We start from the raw sequence: 23,032 nt of genomic DNA on the forward strand, positions 1-23,032 counted from the left end.
AGCCCCTCACCCTTTCGCGCAGCCGCTCGCTGCGCTTGCGGGCGCTCAAGCCCTCTCCCGCCGGGAGAGGGGGGCGCTCAGCGCGCCCCGGTCAGCCGTATCTCGAACAGGCTGGGCCAGTTCTTGCCGGTGACGAACAGACGGCGGGTCGCCGCGTCCCAGGCGATGCCGTTCAGGACGTCGTCGTTCGGGTCCTTGATCGTTCCCGCAGGCAGCAGGCCGCTGAGGTCGATGATCCCCACCACATGACCCGAGGCCGGGTCGATGCGGAGGATGTAGTTCGTCTGCCAGACATTGGCCCAGACCTCCCCGTCGATCCATTCCAGCTCGTTCAGCTGGCGCACCGGGCGGCCGTTCAGGGTGACGGCGACGCGGCCCGTCTCGGCGAAGGTCTCGGGGTCGAGGAAGCGCAAGGCGGCCGAGCCGTCCGACAGGATCAGCTGCGTCGCGTCGTGGGTCAGGCCCCAGCCTTCGCCCGCATAGTTGAAGCGGGCGATAGGCTTCAGGTCGGCGGCGTTCCAGACGAAGCCGACGCCGTTGTTCCAGGTCAGGGTGATGAGGCGACCGTCGATCTCGGTCAGGCCTTCGCCGAAATATTCGGGGGCGAGTTCGTGCTTTTGCAGCACGACGCCGTCTTCCAGCCGCACACGACGGACGCTGGACGGGGCGCGGCCCGTGCTTTCCAGCAGCACGCCGTCGCGAATGACCAGGCCCTGGGTGAAGGCGGTCGGGTCGTGGGGGAAGGTCCGCACCACCTCATAGCCATAGACCGGGACGGCGGTGGGGGAGGCGGCAGCAGAAGCAGAAGAGGCGGCCGGCCCCGACGATTGCGCCGCCGCCGACGCGGGAAGCGCCAGCAGAAGCATCGTCAGGACCGGCCAGAGACGCACGATCAGACGCCGGGCTCGGCGGTTTCGGCCTTGTTCAGGGCCGCTTGCGCGGCTTCTGCGGCCTGGTTCTTTTTGATCTGCGCATTGCGCGACCACATGTTCAGCACCTCGACCAGGGCCGAGAAGGCCATGGCGGCGTAGATGTAGCCCTTGGGCACATGGACGCCGAAGCCGTCGGCGATCAGCACTGCGCCGATCATCAGCAGGAAGCCCAGGGCCAGCATGACGATGGTCGGGTTCTTGTCGATGAAGTCAGCCAGGGGGTCCGAGGCCAGCAGCATGACGATGACGGCGATAACCACGGCCACCATCATGATCGGCACGTGATCGGTCATGCCGACCGCGGTCAGGATGGAGTCGATCGAGAAGACCAGGTCCAGCAGGATGATCTGGATGATGGCCGAACCGACGTTGTTGATGACGACGTCCTTCTTGTCCTTCTCCAGCATGTCGTTCGACGGCGTGACGTCGACGGCGTGGTGGATTTCCTTGGTGGCTTTCCACACCAGGAACAGACCGCCGGCGATCAGGATCAGGTCGCGCCAGCTGAAGGCGGTGTCGAAGCTCTCGCCATGAATGCCGAGGTCGAAGACCGGCGCCGTCAGGCCGACGATCCAGCCGATGGCGGCCAGCAGGCCCAGGCGCATGATCAGGGCCAGACCGATGCCGATGCGGCGGGTGCGCTGGCGATGCTCGGGCGGCAGCTTGTTCGACAGGATCGAGATGAAGATCAGGTTGTCGATGCCGAGAACGACCTCCATGACCACAAGGGTCACAAGAGCCGCCCAGGCGGCGGGGTCGCTCAGCAGGGGGGTTATGCTTTCAAGCATCGGGGTTCCAGATTGTGATGTAGGCCTAAAGCGGTAACGGGATCGTGAGGTTGCATCAAGCGGGCGTCGGAGGCGACGTCGTCGCACCCGGCGCGCCGGAGACCAGGGCGCCGGGGCCGTCGCGAGCCATGGCCTCGCGGGCGGCCGCATGACCGGCCAGACTCTGGGCCTCGATATAGATGCGGCCGGCCTGCGGGTAGGCGGCGCGGATGCGGTGCTCCAGCCGCGCCACCGTGTTCTCGACGTCGGCGGCGCTCAGGTCGTCCTGAAAGTCGAGGCTGAGGGCGACCAGGATTTCCGCCGGCCCGAAATGCATGGTGCGCAGGTCGTTCAGCCCGACCACGCCCGGCTCGGCCTCGGCCAGGGCGGCGATGCCCTGGCGCGTGGCCGGATCGGCGGCTTCTCCGGTCAGCAGGCTCTGAGTTTCGAAGGCCAGGAAGGCGGCGGTGACGGCCAGCACCCCGCCGATGGCCACGGAGGCGACGCCGTCGAGAATCGGCAGGTCGAAGGCCTGGCTGGCGACCACCCCGACAAAGGCGATGACCAGGCCGGTCAGGGCGGCGGTGTCCTCGAACAGGACGGTGAAGATGGTGGGGTCCTTGCTGTCCTGCACCGCGCGCAGCAGGGGGCGGCCCGCGCGTTCGCGGTTGAAGGCCCTCAGCGCCACCCACCAGGAGCCGCCCTCGAACAGGATGGCCAGGCCCAGCACCAGATAGTTGACCCAGGGATTCGCGATCGGCTCGGGCGCGCGGATGCGGTCGAGGCCGTGGCTGATCGAAATCACGGCGCCCAGGCCGAAGATCAGGATGGCGACGACGAAGGTGTAGAAATAAAGCTGCAGCCCGTGGCCGAAGGGGTGGGTTTCGCTGGCCGGGCGAGCGGCGCGCTTCAGCCCGATCAGCAGCAGGATCTGATTGCCGGTGTCGACCGTCGAATGGATCGCCTCGCTCATCATGGCCGAACTGCCGGTGAACAGGGCGGCGGCGAACTTGGTGACGGCGATGGCCGTATTGCCCGCCAGGGCGGCGAAGATGACGGTCTTTGAAGAGGAGGCGGCCATCGAAACCCCTAGCAGCGCGTGAAAAAGAGCGCGGGTGCGACCTTATCGTTCCGTCCCCGTCGGTTGCGACGGGGGGGCTTGCGTGTTATCAGCCGCGCGGCTTTAGCGAAGGATGCATCGAAAGATGTGTCCCCAGCGTGCTTTCTACTGGCATTTCAAGCCCTTGGCTGGCGCGAGACATCGCGGCCGGACTCGACCCAAACGCTTCAAATCGCGGACCTTAATTACGTGGCGGACGATTTCAGAACGACGGAAGTCGGTGGGCGCTATGCACAGGCGCTGTTCGACCTCGCTGACGAGACGGGGGCGCTGGACGCCGTGCGCGGCGATCTCGCCTCGCTGAAGGCCGCCTGGCTGGAGAGCGCGGACCTGCGCCGACTTGCAAAGTCGCCGGTGATTTCCGCCGACGACCAGGGCAAGGGCCTGTCGGCGATCGCCGACAAGGCGAAATTCCATGCGACGACCAAGCGGTTCCTCGGCCTGCTGGCCCAGAACGGCCGCGCCGGCGACCTGCCGGGCGTGATCACCGGCTTCGAGGCGCGCTACGCCAAGAAGGCTGGCGTGGTCGCCGCCGAAGTGGTTTCGGCCCTGCCGCTGTCGGCGGCCCAGACCAAGAGCATTCAAACGGCCCTGCGCACGGCGCTGGGTCGCGATCCCGAACTGACCGCCCGCGTCGATCCGTCGATCCTGGGCGGCCTGAAGGTCAAGGTGGGGTCGAAACTGTTCGACGCCTCGCTGAAGACCAAGCTCGACCAGATGACCTTCGCGCTCAAGCGCGCCTAAGCCCCGAATTCAAAGTTCAAGCCGGGCCAGCGGTCCGCACCGAAGACGAAAGCCAGAGAACCCATCATGGATATCCGCGCCGCCGAAATCTCGGCCATCCTCAAGTCGCAGATCGCCTCCTTCGGCGTCGAGGCCGACGTCTCCGACGTCGGTCAGGTGCTGTCGGTCGGCGACGGCATTGCGCGCATCCACGGTCTGGACAACGTCCAGGCCGGTGAAATGGTCGAATTCCCCAAGGCCGGCGTGAAGGGCATGGCCCTGAACCTCGAGCGCGACAACGTCGGCGCCGTGATCTTCGGCGCCGATGCGCAGATCGCCGAGGGCGATGAAGTCCGCCGCCTGGGCGAAATCGTGGACGTGCCGGTCGGCAAGGGCCTGCTGGGCCGCGTCGTCAACCCGCTGGGCGAGCCGATCGACGGCAAGGGCCCGATCCAGTTCACCGAGCGTCGCCGCGTCGACGTCAAGGCGCCGGGCATCATCCCGCGTAAGTCGGTTCACGAGCCGATGCAGACCGGCCAGAAGGCGATCGACACCCTGATCCCCGTCGGCCGCGGCCAGCGCGAGCTGATCATCGGCGACCGTCAGGTCGGCAAGACCGCCATCGCCATCGACACCATCCTGAACCAGAAGAACGTCAACAAGTCGGAAGACGAGTCGGCGAAGCTGTACTGCATCTACGTCGCCATCGGCCAGAAGCGCTCGACGGTGGCCCAGATCGTCAAGACCCTCGAAGAGTCCGGCGCTCTGGAATACACCATCGTCGTCGCCGCGACGGCTTCGGAACCGGCCCCGCTGCAGTTCCTGGCCCCGTTCGCCGGCACCGCCATGGGCGAGTTCTTCCGCGACAACGGCATGCACGCCCTGATCGTCTATGACGACCTTTCCAAGCAGGCCGTGGCCTATCGTCAGATGTCGCTGCTGCTGCGCCGTCCGCCGGGCCGTGAAGCCTATCCGGGCGACGTCTTCTACCTGCACAGCCGCCTGCTGGAGCGTTCGGCCAAGCTGAACGAGGACTATGGTTCGGGCTCGATGACCGCTCTGCCGATCATCGAAACCCAGGCCAACGACGTCTCGGCCTACATCCCGACCAACGTGATCTCGATCACCGACGGCCAGATCTTCCTGGAATCGGACCTCTTCTATCAGGGCATCCGTCCGGCCGTGAACGTCGGCATCTCGGTGTCGCGCGTCGGCTCCTCGGCCCAGATCAAGGCCATGAAGCAGGTCGCCGGTTCGATTAAGGGCGAGCTGGCCCAGTATCGTGAAATGGCCGCCTTCGCGAAGTTCGGCTCGGACCTGGACATCTCGACCCAGAAGCTGCTGGCGCGCGGCGCCCGCCTGACCGAGCTGCTGAAGCAGCCGCAGTACTCGCCCCTGGCCGTCGAAGAGCAGGTCGTCTCGATCTACGCCGGCACGCGCGGCTACCTGGACGGCATCGCCGTTTCGGACATCGGTCGCTTTGAAAGCGAGCTGCTGGCGCGGGTTCACTCGAACCACGCCTCGCTGCTGGAAGGCATCCGCACCAAGAAGGCCCTGACCCCGGAACTCGAAACCGAGCTCAAGGACGTCCTGGCCGCCTTCACCAAGACCTTCGCCTAAGCACTGACCAGAGAGCGAGAGTAGCGCCGGATGGCCAGCCTCAAGGAAATGCGCAATCGGATCGGAAGCGTCAAAGCGACGCAGAAGATCACGAAAGCCATGCAGATGGTCGCAGCGGCCAAGCTGAAGCGTGCGCAGGAGCAGGCCGAGAACGCCCGCCCCTACGCCACGCGGATGGCTTCGGTCATCGCCAACCTGGCGGCCGGCGTCGGCGACGACGGCCCGCGCCTGATGACCGGCACCGGCGCCGACCAGAAGCACCTGGTCGTCGTCGCCACGGCCGACAAGGGTCTGGCGGGCGGTTTCTCGACCAACGTCATCCGCGCTGCGCGGGACCACATCAACAGCCTGATCGCCAACGGCAAGACGGTCGAGATCGTGGCCGTCGGCCGCAAGTCGCGCGACCAGCTGACCCGCCTGTTCGGCGACAAGGTCGTCAAGACCTTCGAGCTGAGCGAGCACAAGACCGTGGGTCTGCACGCGGCCCAGCCGATCGCGGAGCTGCTGGCCGAGAAGTTCGAGGCGGATGAGGCCGACAAGGTCACGCTCTTCTACAGCCAGTTCAAGTCGGTGATCTCGCAGGTCCCGTCGTCGCGTCAGCTGGCTCCGGCCGAAGTCGACGTCGACGCCTCGGCCGATGCGGGCGCGCTCTATGAGTACGAGCCGTCCGAGGAGGAAATCCTCGAGACCCTGCTGCCGCGCAACCTGACGACGCAGATCCTGGCCGCCCTGCTGGAGAACCAGGCTGGTTTCTTCGGCGCGCAAATGGCTGCGATGGACAACGCCACGCGCAATGCGGGCGACCTCATCAACAGCTTGACGCTCCAGTACAACCGCAAACGCCAGGCCCAGATCACAACCGAGCTGATCGAGATCATCGCCGGCGCCGAAGCGCTCTGATCCCGACACGCCAGACATTCCGATACGGACACGCACGATGACCGACACCACCGCCCCGAAGAAAACCGCAGCCAAGAAGCCGGCCGCTCCCAAGAAGGCAGCAGCCGCCGCCGTCGCAGGCCAAGTCGCAGGCTCGGGCAAGATCGCCCAGGTCATCGGCGCCGTCGTCGACATCGAGTTCACCGGCGCCCTGCCGGCGATCCTGAACGCGCTGGAAACCCAGAACATTGACCAGAAGACGGGCCAGCCCTTCACCCTGGTTCTCGAAGTCGCCCAGCACCTGGGTGAGAACATGGTCCGCGCCATCTCGATGGACACCACCGAAGGCCTGACCCGCGGTCAGCCCGTCGTGGACACCGGCAAGTCGATCATGGCCCCGGTCGGCCCGGGCACCCTCGGCCGCATCATGAACGTCGTCGGCCAGCCGATCGACGAAGCCGGTCCGATCAAGACGACGGAATACCGTCCGATCCACCGCGAAGCGCCTACCTTCGAAGAGCAGTCGACCTCGTCGGAAATCCTGGTCACGGGCATCAAGGTCATCGACCTGATCTGCCCCTACACCAAGGGCGGCAAGACCGGCCTGTTCGGCGGCGCCGGCGTCGGCAAGACCGTGACCATGCAGGAACTGATCAACAACATCGCCAAGGCTTACGGCGGTTACTCGGTTCTGGCCGGCGTGGGCGAGCGCACCCGCGAAGGCAACGACCTGTATCACGAGATGATCGAGTCCAACGTGAACGTGGACCCGGCCAAGAACAACGGCTCGACCGAAGGCTCCAAGTGCGCCCTGGTTTACGGCCAGATGAACGAGCCCCCCGGCGCCCGCGCCCGCGTCGCCCTGACCGGCCTGTCGATCGCCGAGTACTTCCGCGACGAAGAAGGCAAGGACGTGCTGCTGTTCGTCGACAACATCTTCCGCTTCACGCAAGCCGGTTCGGAAGTGTCGGCTCTGCTGGGCCGCATCCCCTCGGCCGTGGGCTATCAGCCGACGCTGGCCACCGAGATGGGCAACCTGCAAGAGCGCATCACCTCGACCAAGAAGGGCTCGATCACCTCGGTCCAGGCCATCTACGTCCCCGCCGACGACCTGACTGACCCGGCGCCCGCCGCCTCGTTCGCTCACTTGGACGCGACGACCGTTCTGAACCGCGACATCGCGGCCCAGGCCATCTTCCCGGCCGTGGACCCGCTGGACTCGACCTCGCGCATCATGGACCCGCTGGTCATCGGTGAAGAGCACTACACCGTCGCCCGCCGCGTTCAGGAAATCCTGCAGCAGTACAAGGCGCTGAAGGACATCATCGCCATCCTCGGCATGGACGAGCTGTCGGAAGACGACAAGCTGGTCGTGTCGCGCGCCCGCAAGATCAGCCGCTTCCTGTCGCAGCCCTTCTTCGTGGCCGAGCAGTTCACCAACTCGCCGGGCAAGTTCGTCGAGCTGAAGGACACCATCCGCTCGTTCAAGGGCATCGTGGACGGCGAGTACGACCACCTGCCGGAAGCCGCCTTCTACATGGTCGGCGCCATCGAAGAAGCCGTCGAAAAGGCGGCCAAGATGGCCGCGGAAGCCTAAACCATGGCCGGCAAGCTGAACTTCTCCCTGGTCGCCCCGGAACGCGAAATCTTCGCGGGCTCGGTCGATCAGGTCGACGCCCCGGGCGTCGAGGGCGATTTCGGCGTCCTGCCGGGCCACGCCCCCTTCATGACCACCCTGCGCGAAGGCGTGGTGACGGTCTATGACGGCGCCCAGCGTCGTCGCTTCGACGTCAAGGGCGGCTTCGCCGACGTCAACGGCGAGGGTCTGAGCATCCTGGCCGAAGAAGCCTCGGAAATCGTCGCGGGCTAAGCCCGCCGCGGTATCGACAAGCTCAGGGCCCCTCGCTTCGGCGGGGGGGCCTTTTTCGTTGGCGGTAGGCCTGGTCCGTCAGCGATGCTTGCGCAGACTGTCCGTCATCCTCGGGCTTGACCCGAGGATCGGGTCGCCGGTGTGCACGACGTCGGCAAGTATGAGCGCGCCGCTGCGCTCGATCCTCGGGTCAAGCCCGAGGATGACGGCGGAATAGGGGGCTGGTCGGCCTCAGCTCTTCGGCAGGTCCTCGAAGGCCGCCACCACCTGCTGATAGACCTCGCGCTTGAAGGGCACGATCAGGTCGGGGGCCTCCTCCAGCGCGCCCCAGCGCCAGGCGTCGAACTCGGGCTCGCCGTGGGCTTCCAGATCGAACTCGGAGTCCTCGCCGGTGAATCGGAAGGCGAACCAGACCTGCTTCTGGCCCTTGAAGCCCTTCCACGCCTTGGGTCCGCCCATGCCCTCGGGGAAGTCATAGACGATCCAGCCCCCGGTGCGGCCCAGCAGCTCGACCGAGCGGACGCCGGTCTCTTCCTGCAGTTCGCGAAGAGCGGCGGCTTCCAGGTCTTCGCCCTCGTCGACGCCGCCCTGCGGGAACTGCCAGTTCCAGGGCTCGGGCGTCTTGGCGCGGCGGCCCAGCCAGACCTGCCCGGCGGCGTTGAACAGCACCACCCCGACATTGGGACGATAGGCGGAAAGATCGGTCTGGCTCATCCGTCCCGATTACGCCGAGGCGCGACGCCCCGCCAGCCGTAACCGGGCCTTAAGCCGGGAGGGGATAGGCAGAGGCATGGATCGTCGCGCATTGATCGGCCTCGCCGCCCTGGGTTCCGCACTCGCCGCCGCCGAGGCCGCGAAGGCGTCGGGCAAGAGCAGCGGCGGAGGCGCGCCCGCCAACGCCTATATCCCTCTGCCCACGGCCACGGCCACCATCCTGCGCCGCGACGGGCGACGCGGGGTGATGACGGTCGAGGTCGGGGTGGACGTGGCGGACGAGGCCTTGCGCACGCGCGCCGACCAGTCCCGGCCGCGCCTCAGCGCCGCCTATAACGAGGTGGTGCGGCTGGCCGGCGAACGCATCCTGCCCGGCGCCCCGCCGGACGTCGAATGGCTGAGCCGCGCCTTGCAGGCGGCCACGGACCGGGTGCTGGGCAAGGCCGGGGCCAAGCTGCTGCTCGGCACGGTGATGGTGGTCTGAGGTCTCGCCCATCCGTCATCCCGGCCGAAGCGACAGCGGAGAGCCGGGACCGCCCAGGACATCGACATTGGGAAATGGCAGCGCTTCTTGCGGTCCCGGATAGCGGCTGCGCCGCTTCCGGGATGACGTGACTTTCAGTCCTGCGTCGGGCTGGGGCGGCTGGCGTCGCCGTAGGTCATGGCCAGGAAGACGTCTTCCAGGTCCGGGTCCTCGGTGGCGATGTCCTTGATGGTCACGCCCGCCGCGCGCACCGCCGCCAGCACCTGCTCGACGCTGGACTCGCCGGTGCGATAGGTGACGACGAAGGCGCCGTTGGCCCGGGGCGCGACGGTGAAGCCGGTCAGAGCCGGCGGGACCGCTTGCGGCGTCTCCGGCGTCACCACCACGTTGCGGGTGTCCAGCCGCTTCAGCAGGGTCTGCGTCGGCTCGCAGGCCACGACCTCGCCCCGGTTGATGATGGCGATGGTGTCGCACAGCTCCTGGGCTTCTTCGAGGTAGTGGGTGGTCAGGATGACGGTGACGCCTTCCTCGTTGATCTTGCGCACATAGTCCCACAGCTGGCGGCGCAGCTCGACGTCCACGCCCGCGGTCGGCTCGTCCAGGATCAGGACGGGCGGATTGTGCACCAGGGCCTTGGCCACCATCAGGCGGCGCTTCATGCCGCCGGACAGGGCGCGGACATAGGCGTTGGCCTTGTCCGACAGGCCCAGCGCCGCCAGAAGCTCGTCCGAGCGGCGCTCGTTGGCGGGCACGCCATAGAAGCCGGCCTGGACCTCCAGCGCCTCGCGCGGGGTGAAGAAGACATCGGCGACGATCTCCTGCGGCACGACGCCGAGGGCCGCACGCGCGTCGCGCGCCTCATGATCGATGTCGCGGTCCCAGATGCGGACGCTGCCCTCGGACTTGTTCACCACCCCGGCGATGATGTTGATCAGGGTCGACTTGCCCGCGCCGTTGGGGCCCAGAAGCCCGAACATCGAGCCGCGCGGCACCGTCAGGTCGACGCCGCGCAGGGCGGTCTTGGCCGGCGACTTCTTGTTGCCCGCATAGGTCTTCTTCAGGCCCCGCACCTCGATGGCGTTGACGGGCAGGGCAGGGGTCTCGGTCATGCGGGGGTTCACTCGGACGGCGGAAGCGTGCGGCATAGGTAGGGGGCGAAGTGCGGTTCGCCAAGGCGCTGTTGTGCGACGAGGAGACAAGGTTTCATGTCTTTGTGTAAATGACGCTTGACTTCAGTTTTCAGGGTGTCTAGTTTCCTTGTCATAAAGACAGCCTTCCTTGATGGAGAGACGCTCATGACCGCCCTGCCAGTCCAGATGAAGAAACCCCTGACCCGCACCCGCCTGATCGGCTTCGCCGCCCTGGGCGTCTGCGCCGTCGGCTACACCGGCATGGGTCTGGCCCTGCTGGCGGGCAAGCTTGGTCATCTGGACATGACCCATGCGGCCCTGCTGGCCGCCGTCGCCGCCCTGATCGGCGAGATCGGCCTGTGGGTCGGGGCCGGCTGCTTGGGCCTGACCCTGTTCAAGAAGCGCAAGGCCATGCTGGACAGGCTGTTCCGCCGCCAGCGCCCGGCCGCCACTCAGGCCTCCGAGGTTTGACCTAAAGGTCCGGTCCTTCTAGGAACGGCGCGAGCCTTTCCAGACTGGACCGGACCCCATGCCTCCCCGCCATACCGACGCCGTCATCCGCCCGCCCGAAGAGATCGTGGTCTCGTCCAAGCGCGTCGCCTGCGACGGCGGCGGCGTCCTCGGTCACCCCCTGGTCTATTTGGAGATGGGCGAGGACGACTTCGTCGAGTGCGGCTACTGCGACCGCCGCTTCGTCCTGTCGGCCCATGCGCACCCCGAGAACGAATACCTCGACCCGGCGGCCCGCCCGCCCGAGGCCCACTGAGCCATGCGCTATCTGCATACCATGGTCCGCGTGAAGGACCTGGAGGCGTCGCTGCACTTCTACCGCGACCTGCTGGGTCTGGTGCAGACGCGCCGGATGGACTCTGAGGCCGGGCGTTTCAGCCTGATCTATCTGGCCGCCCCCCAGGACCAGACGCGCGCCGAGGCGGAGAAGTCGCCTGAGGTCGAGCTGACCTTCAACTGGGATCCCGAGGACTATCAGGGCGGCCGCAACTTCGGCCACCTGGCCTTCGAGGTCGAGGACATCTACGCCGCCTGCCAGCGTCTGATGGACGGCGGGGTCGTGATCAATCGTCCCCCGCGCGACGGCCATATGGCTTTCGTCCGCTCGCCCGACGGCATCTCGATCGAGCTGCTGCAAGGCGGCCAACGTCTGGCCCCGACCGAGCCCTGGGCCTCCATGCCCAACGTCGGAGCCTGGTGATTTGACCACGGCGCGCCTGATCGTCCTGCTGGCCGCGACCGCCGTCCTGGCCGGTTGCGCCTCCGTGACCGAGACCAATCCGGCGCGGACGGCGACCGACATGCTGCTGGTCAACCGCGCCGCCGACCGGGCGGTCGAGGGCCTGACCCTGCCGATCCCGCAAGGCGCGCGGGTCTTCATCGACGAGACCTATTTCCAGGCCGAGAACGCCCGCTATGCGCTCAGCGCCATCCGCGCCGCCCTGTCGGACGCGGGTTACGCCATCAGCCGCGACCGCGACAGCGCCGACGCCATCTTCGAGGTCCGCGCCGGCGCCCTGTCGCTGGAGCAGATGCGCCGGGTCTTCGGCATCCCCGACATGCGGGTGCCGATCAATGAGACGTTGAACGTCGTCTCCATCCCCGAACTGTCGATCTACTCCAACCGCGACCGCATGGGCGTGGCCGAGTTTTCCGGCTTCCTCTACGACGGCCGCACCGGCCTGCCGCTCGGCGCCGTCGCCCCCATGATCGGCCAGTACAAGATCCGCAGTCACAAGGCGCTGATGGTCGTGACCTGGGGGCAGCAGTTGGCTCAGCCGGGCGAACGCGATCCGGGCTCCAGCTGGAAAGAGTTCTAAGGCTTTCGTCCGTCTGCTGAAGCGAGACAGGGCCGTCGCCGCGTGTTAGGGCGCGGGTGAGCATAAGTCCGCCCTCTCATCGACGCCGCCAAAGAGCCGCCCTTGTCCTTCTTCCACGCCGGTCCCGCGCCGAAAGGCTTCGGCCCTCGACCCGGCGCCCTGCGCGACGGGCTGGACCTGCATCCGGGCATGAAGGTCGGCCTGTTCGGCGGCTCCTTCAATCCGGCCCACGACGGCCACGCCCATGTGGCCGAGACGGCGATGCGGCGTCTGGGCCTGGACCGGGTGGTCTGGCTGGTCTCGCCGCAGAATCCGCTGAAATCCAGCCACGAGACCGCGCCGCTTTCCGAGCGCATGGCCTCGGCCCGCGCCGCCGCCGCCACGGTCGGACCCGCCATGATCGTCTCGGATTTCGAGACCCGCATCGGCACGCGCTGGACCGTCGACACCGTGCGGGCGCTGACCGCCCGCTATCCGGGGGTCAAGTTCGTCTGGCTGATGGGGTCGGACAATCTGGCCAGCTTCCATCGCTGGCGGGGCTGGACCGACATCATGCGGCTGATGCCCGTCGCCGTGGTCGCGCGGCCGGGCAGCCAGCTGGACAGTCGCACCGCGCCCGCCGCCGCCCGCTTCGCCCGTTTCCGCATTCCGGCGGCCCAGGCCGGGCTGCTGCCCAGCTTGCAGGCGCCGGCCTGGACCTATCTGACGGCGCCGCTGAATCCGCGCTCCTCGACGGCGATCCGGCGGGGCGAGGCGCAGAGTCCCGGCGGTGGGTGACCTTTCCGGCGAGATGTGCTAGGTTGCCGCCTTTAGTAATCTCCCCGGAGCCCTCCGCTGACCCCCTCGCCCGCGCACGATGCGCAAAACGCCGCCGTTTCCAACGCGGCCCATGAAATGGACCCGATCGATTCCGTCCATTCCGACGACGGTCAGGCAGAAGGCGGTCCCAGTAGCGGTGATCAGGCCCTTCCGGTCGGCCAATCCGATCTGGAACGCGCCATCATCGCCAAGCTGGACGACGATAAAGCCCTCGACATGGTCCTGATCGACCTGCGCGGCAAAAGCCCGATGTCCGACGCCATGATCGTGGCTTCCGGCCGGTCCAACCGCCACGTCGGCGCCCTGGCCGACCACCTGCTGCGCCTGTTCAAGGAAATGGGCCTGGGCAAGGTCAAGGTCGAGGGTCTGCCGCACTGCGACTGGGTGCTGCTGGATGCGGGCGACGTCATCGTCCACCTGTTCCGCCCCGAAGTGCGCACCTTCTACAATATCGAGAAGATCTGGGCCATCGACAGCGCCCACCGCGGCGGCGCGGGCGTCGCCTGATCTACGGATAGGCTAACCCTATGAAGCTGGCGATCGCGGCCATCGGCAAGCCGGGCCGCGGTCCCGAGGCCGCTCTGGCCGATGACTATGCCCGGCGGGCGACCCTTGCGGGCCGTCCGCTGGGGCTCGGTCCGCTGGAGCTTGTCGATCTCGAACCCCGCAAGTCCGGCAAGGCCCCCGAGGCCGAGCTGATCCTGGCCGCCGCCGAGGGCGCGCACCTGATCGCTTGCGACGAACGGGGCAAGACCTATTCGTCCCGCGCCTTCGCCGACCATATTGCGGCCCTGCGCGATCAGGGCGAGCGGCGCCTGGTCTTCGCCATCGGCGGGGCCGACGGTCTGGACGAGAGCGTGCGCCGCGCCGCCCGTTCGACCCTCGCCTTCGGGCCCCAGACCTGGCCCCACGCCCTGGCCCGCGCCATGCTGGCCGAACAGCTTTATCGCGCCGTGACCATCCTGTCCGGCTCGCCCTATCACCGCGACTGATGCGCCGGGGGGCGGGGCTTCTTCTTGTGTCGTCGGGCTTGGCGCTGATGCTGGCGGGCCCGGCGTCGAGCCAGCGCGCGGCTGCGCCCAATCCTGAACTGACCCGGCTCCAGGCCGAGTACCGCGACGAGACCGCCCGCGCGCGCCGTCTGCGCGCCGAGGCCGCCGCCGCGGGGGACGAGGTCGTCGATCTGGACCGGCAACTGGCCGAGCTGCGCCGGGCCGAGGCCCAGGATGACGTGCAGATGGAGTCCCAGCGCGCCCGCCTCAAGGAACTGGGCGACCGCGAGGCTGCTCTGGTCGCCTCTCTGTCCCGCGAGCGGGCCGGGCAGGGGCGTCTGCTGTCGGCCCTGCAGATGATGAGCCGCAAGCCGCCGCCGCCCCTGCTGATCCCGGCGGACCAGGCGGTCGATACGGTGCGCGCCTCCATCCTCATCCGCGCCATGACGCCCGAGCTGCAAAGCCGCGCCAAGGCCCTGGTCGAGCGTCAGGCCGAGGTGATCCGCATCCGCCGCCTGGCCGCCCTGTCCAGCGAGCGCCTATTCACCGTCGAGAGCGCGCAGGGCGACCGCCGGGCCGAGATCGAGAGCCTGTCGGCGCGCAAGGTCGCCCTGCGCGCCGTCCTGCGCGCCGAGGCCGCCCGCGCCGAACGCGCCACGCGCGCCCTTGAGGCCCGCATCCGGGAACTGGGCGGCCAGACCCCGGTCATCGCCGAGGCCGCCGTCGAGGCCCCCGCCGCGCGTCTGCCCGCCGGGCGCAGCCGCCTGACCGCCCCGGTGCAGGGCGCGCCGTCGCAGCGCTTCGGCGGCGGCTCCAGCGGCTGGCGCTGGCGTTCCAGCCACGAGGTCATCGCCGCCCCCGCCCCCGCTCGCGTCGCCTACGCCGGCCCGCTGAAGGAGTGGGGCGAGGTGGTCATTCTGGACCTCGGCCCCGGCTGGCGCGTGGTCGTGGCGGGGCTGGACCAGCTGTCGGTGGACACCGGCCAGCGCGTCGCCGACGGCCAGGCCCTGGGCCGCACCGGCGAGGACGGCGAGGCCTATTTCGAACTGCGCCGCGACGAACGGCCCATCGACCCGGCGCCCTGGCTGCAATAGGGGCTGTTCGTACGCGAAAGTCCTTTCAAATCCGCGCGGACGCTGATTGTATCGGCGCATCTGACGTCGGCGTGTGAGCGCCCGCGCCTCCCTGGACGACCGGAGCCCCAGCGGGTCCGATGGAAAGACACCGAATGCGTAAACTGCTTCTCATCGGTTGCGCCGCCCTGGCCCTGGGCGGATCGGCGGCGGCTGTCGCCAGCCAGACCCCGCGCAACGAGACCTTCCGCATGCTGCAGATGTTCGGCGACGTGCTGGGCATCGTCGAGCAAGCCTATGTGGTGCCGGTCGACAACAAGAAGCTGATCGAGGCGGCGCTGTCGGGCATGATGACGGCGCTGGACCCCCACTCCAACTATCTGCCGCCCAAGTCCTATGGCGACCTGCGCGAGCGGACCACGGGCGAGTATTCCGGCGTCGGCCTGACCATCACCTCCGAGGGCGGTCTGGTGAAGGTCATCTCGCCGATGGACGACAGTCCGGCGGGCCGCGCCGGCGTCCAAGCGGGCGACGTCATCAGCGCCATCGACGGCCAGAACGCCGCCGGCCTGACCGTGTCCGAGGTCTCCGAGAAGCTGCGCGGCGCCATCGGCGCCAGCGTCACCGTCACCTTCCTGCGCGACGGCGAGGAGCCCCGCGAGGTGGTCCTGACCCGCGAGGTCATCAAGGTCGAATCCGTCACCGGCCGTCTGGAAGGCGACTTCGGCTATCTGCGCATCTCGACCTTCAATGAGAACACCGGCCGTGAGCTGACCGAGACCATCGAGCGCCTCAAGCGCGAGAAGCCCGGCATCAAGGGCTATGTCCTGGACCTGCGCAACAACGGCGGCGGGCTGCTGACCGCGGCCATCGACGTCTCCGACGCCTTCCTGGAACGCGGCGAGATCGTCAGCCAGCGCGGGCGCAAGCCGGACGACATCGAACGCTACGCCGCCAAGCCGGGCGACCTGAGCGGCGGCCTGCCGGTCGTCGTCCTGATCAACTATGGATCCGCTTCGGCGTCCGAGATCGTCGCCGGCGCCCTCAAGGATCAGGAGCGGGCGACGGTCGTCGGCCTGACCAGCTTCGGCAAGGGCTCGGTGCAGACCGTCATCCCGCTGCGCGGCGGCGCCGACGGCGCCCTGTCGATCACCACGGCGCGCTACTTCACCCCGTCGGGCCGCTCGATCCAGAAGATCGGCATCGAGCCGGACCTGGAGGTCGCGCGTTCCGAGGCCGAGGCCCGCATCGTCTCGCGCTCCAGCTTCATCTATTCGGAAGCCGCCTACGCCACGGCGCTGGACGCCTCCATCGGCGCCGAGCGCAAGGGCGCCCACACCCCGCAAGAGGCGCCCGGCAAGGACTTCGACAAGACCAAGGACTATCAGCTGCAACGCGCGCTGGATGTCCTGCGCGCGGGCGGCGACCTGACCAAGCTGGCCGCCGCGCCGGACACGGTCGTGGTCACTGCGCCGGGCTCCAAGCCGCTCGAGACGGCTGAGGTGGATGAGCCGAAGCCGGACGATGCGACGCCGGACTGATCGGCGTCGCCCCGATTTTCTGAGCGGACGTCAACGTGGTGAACGGGGTGTTAGGGTTTCTTAACCGGCGCTGGGGATAAGTGAGGATCGAGGAGCGCCGCGTCGTGTGGTTCTCCAGTTCCCGCCCCTGTCGTTCGAGCGCCGCCCTGTCCATGTTCGCCAAGCGCCAGTCCGCCCTCGCCGCCGCCGCCGGTCTGCCGCCGGAGGATCGGTCGCGCTTCAACCTCGACACCGTCGTCGTCGCGCTGAGGAAGCCGCCGGTCGCCGTGGCGTCTGCGGGCCTCTTCGTTCTGGCCGCCGGGGCCTTGTTCGTGGCCGTCATGGGCGACCCGCGCGCAGGCGCGCCCTCGGCCCGGGTGGCTCTGCAACGCCCCGCCGCAGCAGCTGATCCTGCGCCCACCGGCGCTGACGCCTTCTCCATGAGCGGCCTGGACCTTTATCAGGACATGGCCGGCGTCGATCCCGCTTTGCTGGACCCCAATGGCGCCGCGGGGGGCGAGGCGCTGATCACTCTGCCGGACGGCGCCAGCGTGGCGGGCGGTTCGGCCATCGCCGCGCCCGTTCGTGCGCCGTCGAATCCTCTGCCCAAGGCCCCGATCGCGGGCCTGTTCTCGCCCGGCCCCAACGGCCCCCTGCCGCGCATCGCGCCCGACGGCCGCGTCCCGGCCCAGGCCTATGCCCGCCCCTTCCGCTCGAACGGCAAGCCCATGGTGTCCCTGGTCGTCGGCGGCCTGGGCCTGAACGCCGTCACCACCCGCGCCGCCATCGAGCGCCTGCCCGCCGAGGTGACGCTCAGCTTCGTGCCCTATGCCGAAGGGCTTCAGGCCTGGATCGACATGGCCCGCGCCCAGGGTCACGAGGTGATGATCGAGCTGCCGATGGAGCCCACCGGCTATCCCGACAACGATCCCGGTCCCTACACCCTGCTGTCCAGCGGCGGCGCCGACGACGTGGAGGCCAAGCTGGACTGGCTGCTGGGCCGCGCGACCGGCTATTTCGGCGTGACCAACTATCTGGGCGATCGCTTCGCTGCGTCGGACGAGGGCATGGGCGCCATGTTGGCCGTGCTGCGTCAGCGGGGGGTGGCCTTCCTGGACGACGGCTCCATGCGCAGGAAGCCCGGCGCCTTCGCCCGCGCCAGCGCCGACCGCATCATCGACGAACAGCAGAGCCCGGCCGCCATCATGGGTCAGCTCAACGCCCTGGAAGCCGCCGCCAAGACGCGCGGCGCCGCCTTGGGGACCGGTTTCTCCTATCCCGTCACCGTCGAAGCCGCCGCCCGCTGGACGGCCGGGCTTGAGGCGCGCGGCCTGCAACTGGCCCCGGCCTCGGCCATGACGCGCCGTCCGGGGCGGTAGCGGCTAGATCAACACCGCCGACAGCCAGGCGCCGACGAACGAGGCGGTGGCCAGGATCAGGAGCAGGCCTTCGAAGGGGGAGAGCGTCCAGGCTGAGCGTCTGCGGCGGATTCGGCTGTCCATCTGTGCCTCTCACTGGTGATGATGACCTTGAGGGCCAAAGCCGCAGCACCACGGATCGGCAGGGGCTGGCCATAGAGGCCTCGCCACAGCACATCCATCGCGCGATCAGCTTCCCCCAAGGGTTCCATGCGCGCATTGGGCCATCGTCGGTCGGCTGTCGTCGCCATCAAATGTTAGGTCTTGTGGACAACGTCGGTTTTTGTGTTCGAGGGCAAAAGCCTAGGCTGTGGATCAGCCCTGAGCCGCTGCTTCGCGAATCCGGCCGACCATGCTGTTCAGGCCGTTGGCGCGCTGGCGGGTGAGGGCGGCGGGCAGGCCCAGCCGATCCAGCGCCGCGCGGGCGTCGAAGGCCAGGATCTCGTCGGGCAGGCGGCCCGAGTAGAGCTTCAGCAGCAGGGCGATATTGCCCTTGGACAGGGCGCTGTCGCTGTCGGCGTCGAAGAACAGGCGGCCGTCGGCGCGGCGGGTCGACAGCCAGACCTGGGCGGCGCAGCCCGGGACCTTGTTGGCCTCGACGCGGGCGTGCTCCGGCAGAGGCGGCAGGCCCTTGCCCAGGTCGATGACGTATTCGATCCGACCCTCCCAATCGCCCAGCAGGTCGAACTCCTCGACCAGTTCGGCCAGGGTTTCGTCGAGGGTCAGGGCGGGGACGGCGTCGGTCGAGATCATGCGTGCGACATAGGCCCCGACGACGCGGACGACAACCGTCGCGCTCACGCCTCAGGTCTGACCATGCGCCGTTTTGGGACAGTCGCCCGCGAGGCGAGCGGCCTTTGGTCGGCCTTGGTCGAGGTCTAGACTGCACGGTTGGACCCACCGCCCCAAAGGCCCGGATTGAAGCCGTCGCCCGCCCTGTTCGAGCCGATCCGTTCGCCCGACGCGCCTGACGCCCGGGACGGCGCCGCCGTGGCCGCCTGGCACGCGGGATGGGCGGCGGCGGTCGGCCTGATGGCTTTGGGGGGCGACTGGCTGGGACGCGGCGGCGCAGGCGGCGCCCTGGACCTGGGGGCGTCGGCGGCCCTGGCCATGGCGACCCCGGGCTTGCTGGGGCTGTTGCTGCTGGCCCGCGACGGACGTTCGGTGCGGGCCGCCCTGCTTGCGGCCTGGTGTCTGGCCGCCGTCTCGGCCTCGGCTTTGTCGGGAGGACTGACGGGGCCGCTGGGCGCCTTCGTCTTCATGCCCCTGATCGCCGTCGTGGCGCTGGGGCTCTCGCCATGGGTCCTGTTCGGCGCGCTGGGATCGGCGCTCGCCGCGCTGGCGGGGCTGATGGCGGCGGGCGTCAGCGAGGTCGCGCCCGGCATGACGCCCAACACGGCGCCCGGCCTGGCGACCGTCGCGGCCCTGTTGACCGTGGGGGCGGCGGCCCTGGCCTTTCGGATCAGCGGCGGCGCCCAGGGGCGTCGTCGATCCGCCGTCGAAGGCGCAGTGGCCCAGGTCGAGACGGTTCTGGCCGGCCAACCCGGTCTGACCCTGGTGCTGGACGCCTCGGGCGCCGCCCTGGCCGCCTATGGCGCGGCCCCGGCGGCCTTGCCGGTCGACCCCCTGTTCGACGAGGGCCTGGTCGCCGCCGTCCATACGCCTGACCGCCCCGCTGTTCTTGCCGCCCTGGCCAAGGCCGCCGCCGGGACGGAGGCTCAGGTGAGCTTTGCACCGCGTCTGGCGCTGGATCGTCGCATCCTCCTGGTCCTGCGGCGGCTGGAGGCGAGGCAGAGCGAACCCCTGCGGCTGATCGCCGTGGCGCTGGACGCCACCTTGCAACATGCGCGCGAGGCCGGCCTCGACGCCGCCCGCGCCGAGGCCGAGGCCCAGAACGCCGGCAAGTCGCGCTTCCTGGCCCACATGAGCCACGAACTGCGAACGCCGCTGAATGCGGTGATCGGCTTCTCGGACATCATGCGCCAGCAGTTGTTCGGCCCGATCCCGCCGCGCTACGCCGAGTATGCCGAGGCCATTCACAAGGCCGGCGGCCATCTGCTGGAGCTGATCAACGACGTGCTGGACGTCAGCCGCATCGAGGCGGATCGCTACGAGCTCAACATCGAGCGCTTCGATGTGCGCGAGACGGTCTCTGCGGCCCTGGCTCTCGTGCGGGTGCAGGCCGACGACAAGGGCGTCGATCTGGCCGCCGTCCTGCCGCCCGAGGCCCTGACCATCGCCGCTGATCGCCGGGCGGTGAAGCAGATACTGCTGAACCTGCTGTCCAATGCGGTGAAGTTCACGCCGTCCGGGGGGGCTGTCACTGTCACGGCCGAGGCCCTGGGCGAAAGTCTGGAACTGAACGTGGCCGACACTGGGGTCGGCGTTTCGCCCGAGGACCTGGCCCGGCTGGGCCGCCCGTTCGAGCAGGCGGGCGGCGCCGAACAGAGGGCGCAGGGCACGGGGCTGGGCCTGTCGCTGGTCCGCGCCCTGGCCGAACTGCACCAGGGGACGATGGCCATCGACAGCACCCCGGGCGAGGGCACCGCCGTGACCGTCCGCCTGCCTGTCGTCGTCGCCCGCCCCGCCATGGAGGGCGAGGCCGAGGTCATTCCCCTGAACCGCAGCGCCTGAGACGCCGTCAGACCTTCAGAGTGAACTCGCCGCGTTTCAGATCGATCATCACGCTGTCAAACAGACCCAGGATATCGACGCCCATCAGCATGGCGGGCCTGTCAGCGGCCCCCCAGATGTCAAATGTGTGCAGATCGCCGACCAGGACAGGCACGCGGGAAATCGTCACGCCGGCGAAGCCCAGGGCAGGGAGCAGCATCACGTCGACCGGGGCGGTCCGCCCGGTAGGGGACTGGACCCTCGATCCTGTGGCTCCGCCGTCGAGCGCCGCAGGCGTGGCGCGTCCGGCGGCGGCTGCGGCGCGATTGAGCACCGAGACGCCGGCGCCCGAGTCGATGATCCCTATCCCGGGCGTCGATCCGACGCGGATGGGGATGGAGAGTAGATCGCCAAAGCGCGGAAGCGGCGTGGCGTTCAGGCGGGCGGAAGGATTGACGGGATCAAAAAAGCCGCGGGCTACGCTGCGTGATCTGGCGATGCGCGTCCTGGCCTGGCCTTTGAAATTCAGCAATAATCTATGGTTAGTGAGCAGGTCGGCGCCCAGAAGGCCGTCGAGGCCGTCCATCGCTAGTCGATTGCCGACGGCCAGCCGCACGCCCCTTGCGGTCAGCGCATCGCTATGAAGGCGATCAGCCCGGACTGAAGGCGTTTCTTCACGACCGACGAGGGTGTGCATCGTCAGGGTCTCGCCCAGAGCCAGGCCCAGGGGCGCAATGAGATCGGATGCGATGACGGAACAGTTTGCGGCGCTGTCCACCGCGAACTTCAGCGCGCGGCTGTCATTGATCTGGACCGGGACCGTGACACGCCCCCGATCAAGGCCGCTTGTGCCGAACTCGGCGGCGCGGTCTTGCGCGGATGACGAGCCGGCGAACGGGGCGCAGACAAGCAACCCGCCCGAAAATACCCGTCTGCGGTCGATGGCCAAGGCGTGCTTCGGTTGAACCTCATCCATTCGAACATTGGGCGCTCAGACGGACGCCTTCGCAAGCGAAACAATGTTCGTTTCGAGAGGGGCCTTATTGATTGGCCACCAGTCGCGGCCGGGCCGGGGATAGATCGCGATCCAGACGGAAGCGGCCGACCTGTTGGTTCAGGCTGACGGCTTCGTTGGCCAGTTGGCGGGCGGCGGCGGTGGCTTCTTCGGTCATGGCCGCGTTCTGCTGGGTGATGTCGTCCATCTCGCCCATGGTGCGGCGGACGCGGGCCAGACCCTCGGCCTGGTCCTGGGCCGAGCCGGCGATGCCGCTGGCCAGGCCGTCGATGGCCACCACGCGACCGCCGATCCGCTCCAGCGCCTCGCCGGTGCGTTCGACCAGATCGACCCCGCGCGCGACTTGGGCGGAAGACGTCGAGATCAGGGTGCGGATTTCGCCCGAGGCCTCGGACGAACGCTGCGCCAGGGCGCGGACTTCCTGGGCCACGACGGCGAAGCCGCGACCGGCGTCGCCGGCGCGCGCCGCCTCGACCCCGGCGTTCAGGGCCAGCAGGTTGGTCTGGAAGGCGATCTCGTCGATCAGGCTGGTGAAGCGGGCGATGCCGGTCGAGGATTCGGCGATGGCGTGGATGGCGGCGACGGCTTCGCCCACCACCTGGCTGCTGGCTTCGACGTCGATGCGGGCGGCGGCCAGGGCCTCGGCGGTCTGGCGGGCGTTGTCGGCGGTCGAGGCCACGGCGCGGGCGATGGCGTCGGCCTCGTTGACCGTGCGCTCCAGGTTGGCGGCCTGACGCTCGGTGCGGCTGGCCAGGTCTTCGGAAGCGGTCGCCAGCTGGTTGGACCCGGCGCTCAGGCTCTGGACGCTGTCGGCCACCGCGCGCACGGCGGTGCGCAGGGCGCGGGTCGCGGCGTGGAAGTCGTTCTGCAGGCTGCGGTACTGTTCGGGGAAGACGCCGGGGATGGTCGTCGACAGGTCGTTCTCGGCCAGATCGTGCAGGGCGGCGCCCAGGGCGCGGACCACCTCGGTCTGACGCGCTTCGGCCTCGTCATGCGCAGCCTGAACCTTGTCGCGCTGGTCTTGCAGGACTTCGAGATAGATGGAGATGGCCAGGTCCATGTCCAGCATGACCCGCTGGGTCAGCTCGGCGACGGCTTCGGCGGTGACGCGGTCGTGCTCACGCCTCTTGGCCCAGAACTTCCGCGGGCGCTCGGCGATGGCGCGGGTCAGGTGGGCCAGGATGACGCTGTAGCCGCCGATGTACCAGCGCGGCTCCAGGCCGATGCGGGCGTGGACATGGCCGATGGTGCGCACGGACTTGGCGTAGTCCTCGTCGGCGCGGCCGTCGATGATGGCGTCCCAGTGGCGCTCCTGCGCCTTGCTGGCGGCGCTGATGTGCGTCTCGTCACGGAAGAAACGACGCGTGGTCGGCTCGGCGCGCACCCGATCATAGAAGGCGGCCAGGGCGATGGGCGCTTCCTTGCGCAGCAGCGGACCCATGGCCCGATACCCTGCCGAGGCCGGGCCCAGGCCCATGAAAGTCATGCGATGTTCGATGTCTTCGCCCGCCATA

The 23,032-nt window shown here is 68.6% G+C and carries 25 protein-coding genes; 17 read left to right on the forward strand and 8 right to left on the reverse strand.

Annotated elements, in window-relative coordinates; genetic code table 11:
* Positions 1–77 precede the first annotated feature (77 nt).
* The 3 genes from HX774_RS06205 to HX774_RS06215 are packed head-to-tail and all read right to left on the reverse strand — an operon-like array spanning position 78 to position 2,780.
* Positions 78–866 carry a glutaminyl-peptide cyclotransferase gene (locus tag HX774_RS06205; protein WP_178825262.1) on the reverse strand — a complete coding sequence of 263 codons (789 nt, stop codon included), beginning with the start codon at positions 864–866 and terminating at the stop codon, positions 78–80.
* 26 nt (positions 867–892) lie between these two features.
* Entirely contained in the window at positions 893–1,720 is an 828-nt protein-coding gene (locus tag HX774_RS06210) for a TerC family protein (protein WP_178825222.1), read from the reverse strand.
* 55 nt (positions 1,721–1,775) lie between these two features.
* Entirely contained in the window at positions 1,776–2,780 is a 1,005-nt protein-coding gene (locus tag HX774_RS06215; protein ID WP_178825224.1) for a cation diffusion facilitator family transporter, read from the reverse strand.
* Positions 2,781–3,008: 228 nt separating this feature from the next.
* On the opposite strand from HX774_RS06215, the gene HX774_RS06220 reads away from it, so the two are divergent.
* The 5 genes from HX774_RS06220 to HX774_RS06240 all read left to right on the forward strand — a co-directional run bounded on the left by HX774_RS06220 (position 3,009) and on the right by HX774_RS06240 (position 7,911).
* The gene (locus tag HX774_RS06220) at positions 3,009–3,563 is read left to right on the forward strand and encodes a F0F1 ATP synthase subunit delta (protein WP_178825226.1); all 555 of its coding nucleotides are present in this window, start codon (positions 3,009–3,011) and stop codon (positions 3,561–3,563) included.
* A gap of 66 nt (positions 3,564–3,629) precedes the next feature.
* Positions 3,630–5,162 carry a F0F1 ATP synthase subunit alpha gene (atpA, locus tag HX774_RS06225; protein ID WP_114816752.1) on the forward strand — a complete coding sequence of 511 codons (1,533 nt, stop codon included), beginning with the start codon at positions 3,630–3,632 and terminating at the stop codon, positions 5,160–5,162.
* A 30-nt stretch (positions 5,163–5,192) separates the two neighbouring features.
* Entirely contained in the window at positions 5,193–6,062 is an 870-nt protein-coding gene (locus HX774_RS06230) for a F0F1 ATP synthase subunit gamma (RefSeq protein WP_114816751.1), read from the forward strand.
* Positions 6,063–6,099: 37 nt separating this feature from the next.
* Positions 6,100–7,638, forward strand: coding sequence for a F0F1 ATP synthase subunit beta (gene atpD / locus HX774_RS06235; RefSeq protein ID WP_178825227.1), 1,539 nt, complete (start codon positions 6,100–6,102; stop codon positions 7,636–7,638).
* 3 nt (positions 7,639–7,641) lie between these two features.
* Complete coding sequence (locus tag HX774_RS06240; protein ID WP_178825228.1) at positions 7,642–7,911, forward strand: ATP synthase F1 subunit epsilon; 270 nt, start codon at positions 7,642–7,644, stop codon at positions 7,909–7,911.
* Positions 7,912–8,142: 231 nt separating this feature from the next.
* On the opposite strand, the gene HX774_RS06245 is transcribed toward HX774_RS06240, so the two are convergent.
* Positions 8,143–8,625 carry an RNA pyrophosphohydrolase gene (locus HX774_RS06245; protein WP_178825229.1) on the reverse strand — a complete coding sequence of 161 codons (483 nt, stop codon included), beginning with the start codon at positions 8,623–8,625 and terminating at the stop codon, positions 8,143–8,145.
* A 76-nt stretch (positions 8,626–8,701) separates the two neighbouring features.
* Between HX774_RS06245 and HX774_RS06250 the strand changes: the two genes are divergently transcribed.
* Positions 8,702–9,109, forward strand: coding sequence for a Tat pathway signal protein (locus HX774_RS06250; protein ID WP_178825230.1), 408 nt, complete (start codon positions 8,702–8,704; stop codon positions 9,107–9,109).
* Positions 9,110–9,243: 134 nt separating this feature from the next.
* On the opposite strand, the gene HX774_RS06255 is transcribed toward HX774_RS06250, so the two are convergent.
* A complete protein-coding gene (locus tag HX774_RS06255; protein ID WP_178825231.1) occupies positions 9,244–10,218 on the reverse strand; it encodes an ABC transporter ATP-binding protein in 975 nt (324 codons plus the stop codon).
* A 186-nt stretch (positions 10,219–10,404) separates the two neighbouring features.
* Here HX774_RS06255 and HX774_RS06260 point away from each other — a divergent pair, with 186 nt between their 5' ends.
* The 10 genes from HX774_RS06260 (at position 10,405) to HX774_RS06305 (ending at position 17,851) form a co-directional block, all read left to right on the forward strand.
* On the forward strand, positions 10,405–10,710 hold the full coding sequence (locus HX774_RS06260) for a hypothetical protein (protein ID WP_178825232.1): 306 nt from the start codon (positions 10,405–10,407) through the stop codon (positions 10,708–10,710).
* Between the two features lie 58 nt (positions 10,711–10,768).
* Complete coding sequence (locus tag HX774_RS06265) at positions 10,769–11,005, forward strand: zinc-finger domain-containing protein (protein WP_178825233.1); 237 nt, start codon at positions 10,769–10,771, stop codon at positions 11,003–11,005.
* A 3-nt stretch (positions 11,006–11,008) separates the two neighbouring features.
* Positions 11,009–11,449 carry a VOC family protein gene (locus tag HX774_RS06270; protein ID WP_178825234.1) on the forward strand — a complete coding sequence of 147 codons (441 nt, stop codon included), beginning with the start codon at positions 11,009–11,011 and terminating at the stop codon, positions 11,447–11,449.
* A 1-nt stretch (position 11,450) separates the two neighbouring features.
* Positions 11,451–12,068 (forward strand): DUF6655 family protein, encoded by a 618-nt coding sequence (locus HX774_RS06275; protein WP_114816742.1) that lies wholly within the window; start codon positions 11,451–11,453, stop codon positions 12,066–12,068.
* A gap of 102 nt (positions 12,069–12,170) precedes the next feature.
* On the forward strand, positions 12,171–12,845 hold the full coding sequence (locus HX774_RS06280) for a nicotinate-nucleotide adenylyltransferase (RefSeq protein WP_370523358.1): 675 nt from the start codon (positions 12,171–12,173) through the stop codon (positions 12,843–12,845).
* A 117-nt stretch (positions 12,846–12,962) separates the two neighbouring features.
* Positions 12,963–13,394, forward strand: a complete 432-nt coding sequence (rsfS, locus tag HX774_RS06285) for a ribosome silencing factor (RefSeq protein ID WP_114816741.1) — start codon at positions 12,963–12,965, stop codon at positions 13,392–13,394.
* Between the two features lie 20 nt (positions 13,395–13,414).
* Entirely contained in the window at positions 13,415–13,879 is a 465-nt protein-coding gene (gene rlmH, locus HX774_RS06290; protein WP_178825235.1) for a 23S rRNA (pseudouridine(1915)-N(3))-methyltransferase RlmH, read from the forward strand.
* 47 nt (positions 13,880–13,926) lie between these two features.
* Entirely contained in the window at positions 13,927–14,973 is a 1,047-nt protein-coding gene (locus tag HX774_RS06295; protein ID WP_255500157.1) for a murein hydrolase activator EnvC, read from the forward strand.
* A 134-nt stretch (positions 14,974–15,107) separates the two neighbouring features.
* The gene (locus tag HX774_RS06300; RefSeq protein WP_178825237.1) at positions 15,108–16,493 is read left to right on the forward strand and encodes a S41 family peptidase; all 1,386 of its coding nucleotides are present in this window, start codon (positions 15,108–15,110) and stop codon (positions 16,491–16,493) included.
* A 152-nt stretch (positions 16,494–16,645) separates the two neighbouring features.
* Positions 16,646–17,851 (forward strand): divergent polysaccharide deacetylase family protein, encoded by a 1,206-nt coding sequence (locus HX774_RS06305; RefSeq protein ID WP_178825267.1) that lies wholly within the window; start codon positions 16,646–16,648, stop codon positions 17,849–17,851.
* A gap of 354 nt (positions 17,852–18,205) precedes the next feature.
* Here the strand turns inward: HX774_RS06305 and HX774_RS06310 are convergent, their stop codons facing one another.
* A complete protein-coding gene (locus tag HX774_RS06310) occupies positions 18,206–18,643 on the reverse strand; it encodes a SufE family protein (RefSeq protein WP_114818204.1) in 438 nt (145 codons plus the stop codon).
* 165 nt (positions 18,644–18,808) lie between these two features.
* Here HX774_RS06310 and HX774_RS06315 point away from each other — a divergent pair, with 165 nt between their 5' ends.
* Complete coding sequence (locus HX774_RS06315) at positions 18,809–20,524, forward strand: HAMP domain-containing sensor histidine kinase (RefSeq protein WP_255500159.1); 1,716 nt, start codon at positions 18,809–18,811, stop codon at positions 20,522–20,524.
* Between the two features lie 7 nt (positions 20,525–20,531).
* Here the strand turns inward: HX774_RS06315 and HX774_RS06320 are convergent, their stop codons facing one another.
* On the reverse strand, positions 20,532–21,479 hold the full coding sequence (locus HX774_RS06320; RefSeq protein ID WP_178825238.1) for an aspartyl protease family protein: 948 nt from the start codon (positions 21,477–21,479) through the stop codon (positions 20,532–20,534).
* Positions 21,480–21,543: 64 nt separating this feature from the next.
* Positions 21,544–23,031 (reverse strand): globin-coupled sensor protein, encoded by a 1,488-nt coding sequence (locus tag HX774_RS06325; protein WP_178825239.1) that lies wholly within the window; start codon positions 23,029–23,031, stop codon positions 21,544–21,546.
* Between the last annotated feature and the right edge of the window lies 1 nt (position 23,032).

It is taken from the genome of Brevundimonas sp. P7753 (assembly GCF_013386595.1).
GTDB lineage: Bacteria > Pseudomonadota > Alphaproteobacteria > Caulobacterales > Caulobacteraceae > Brevundimonas > Brevundimonas bullata.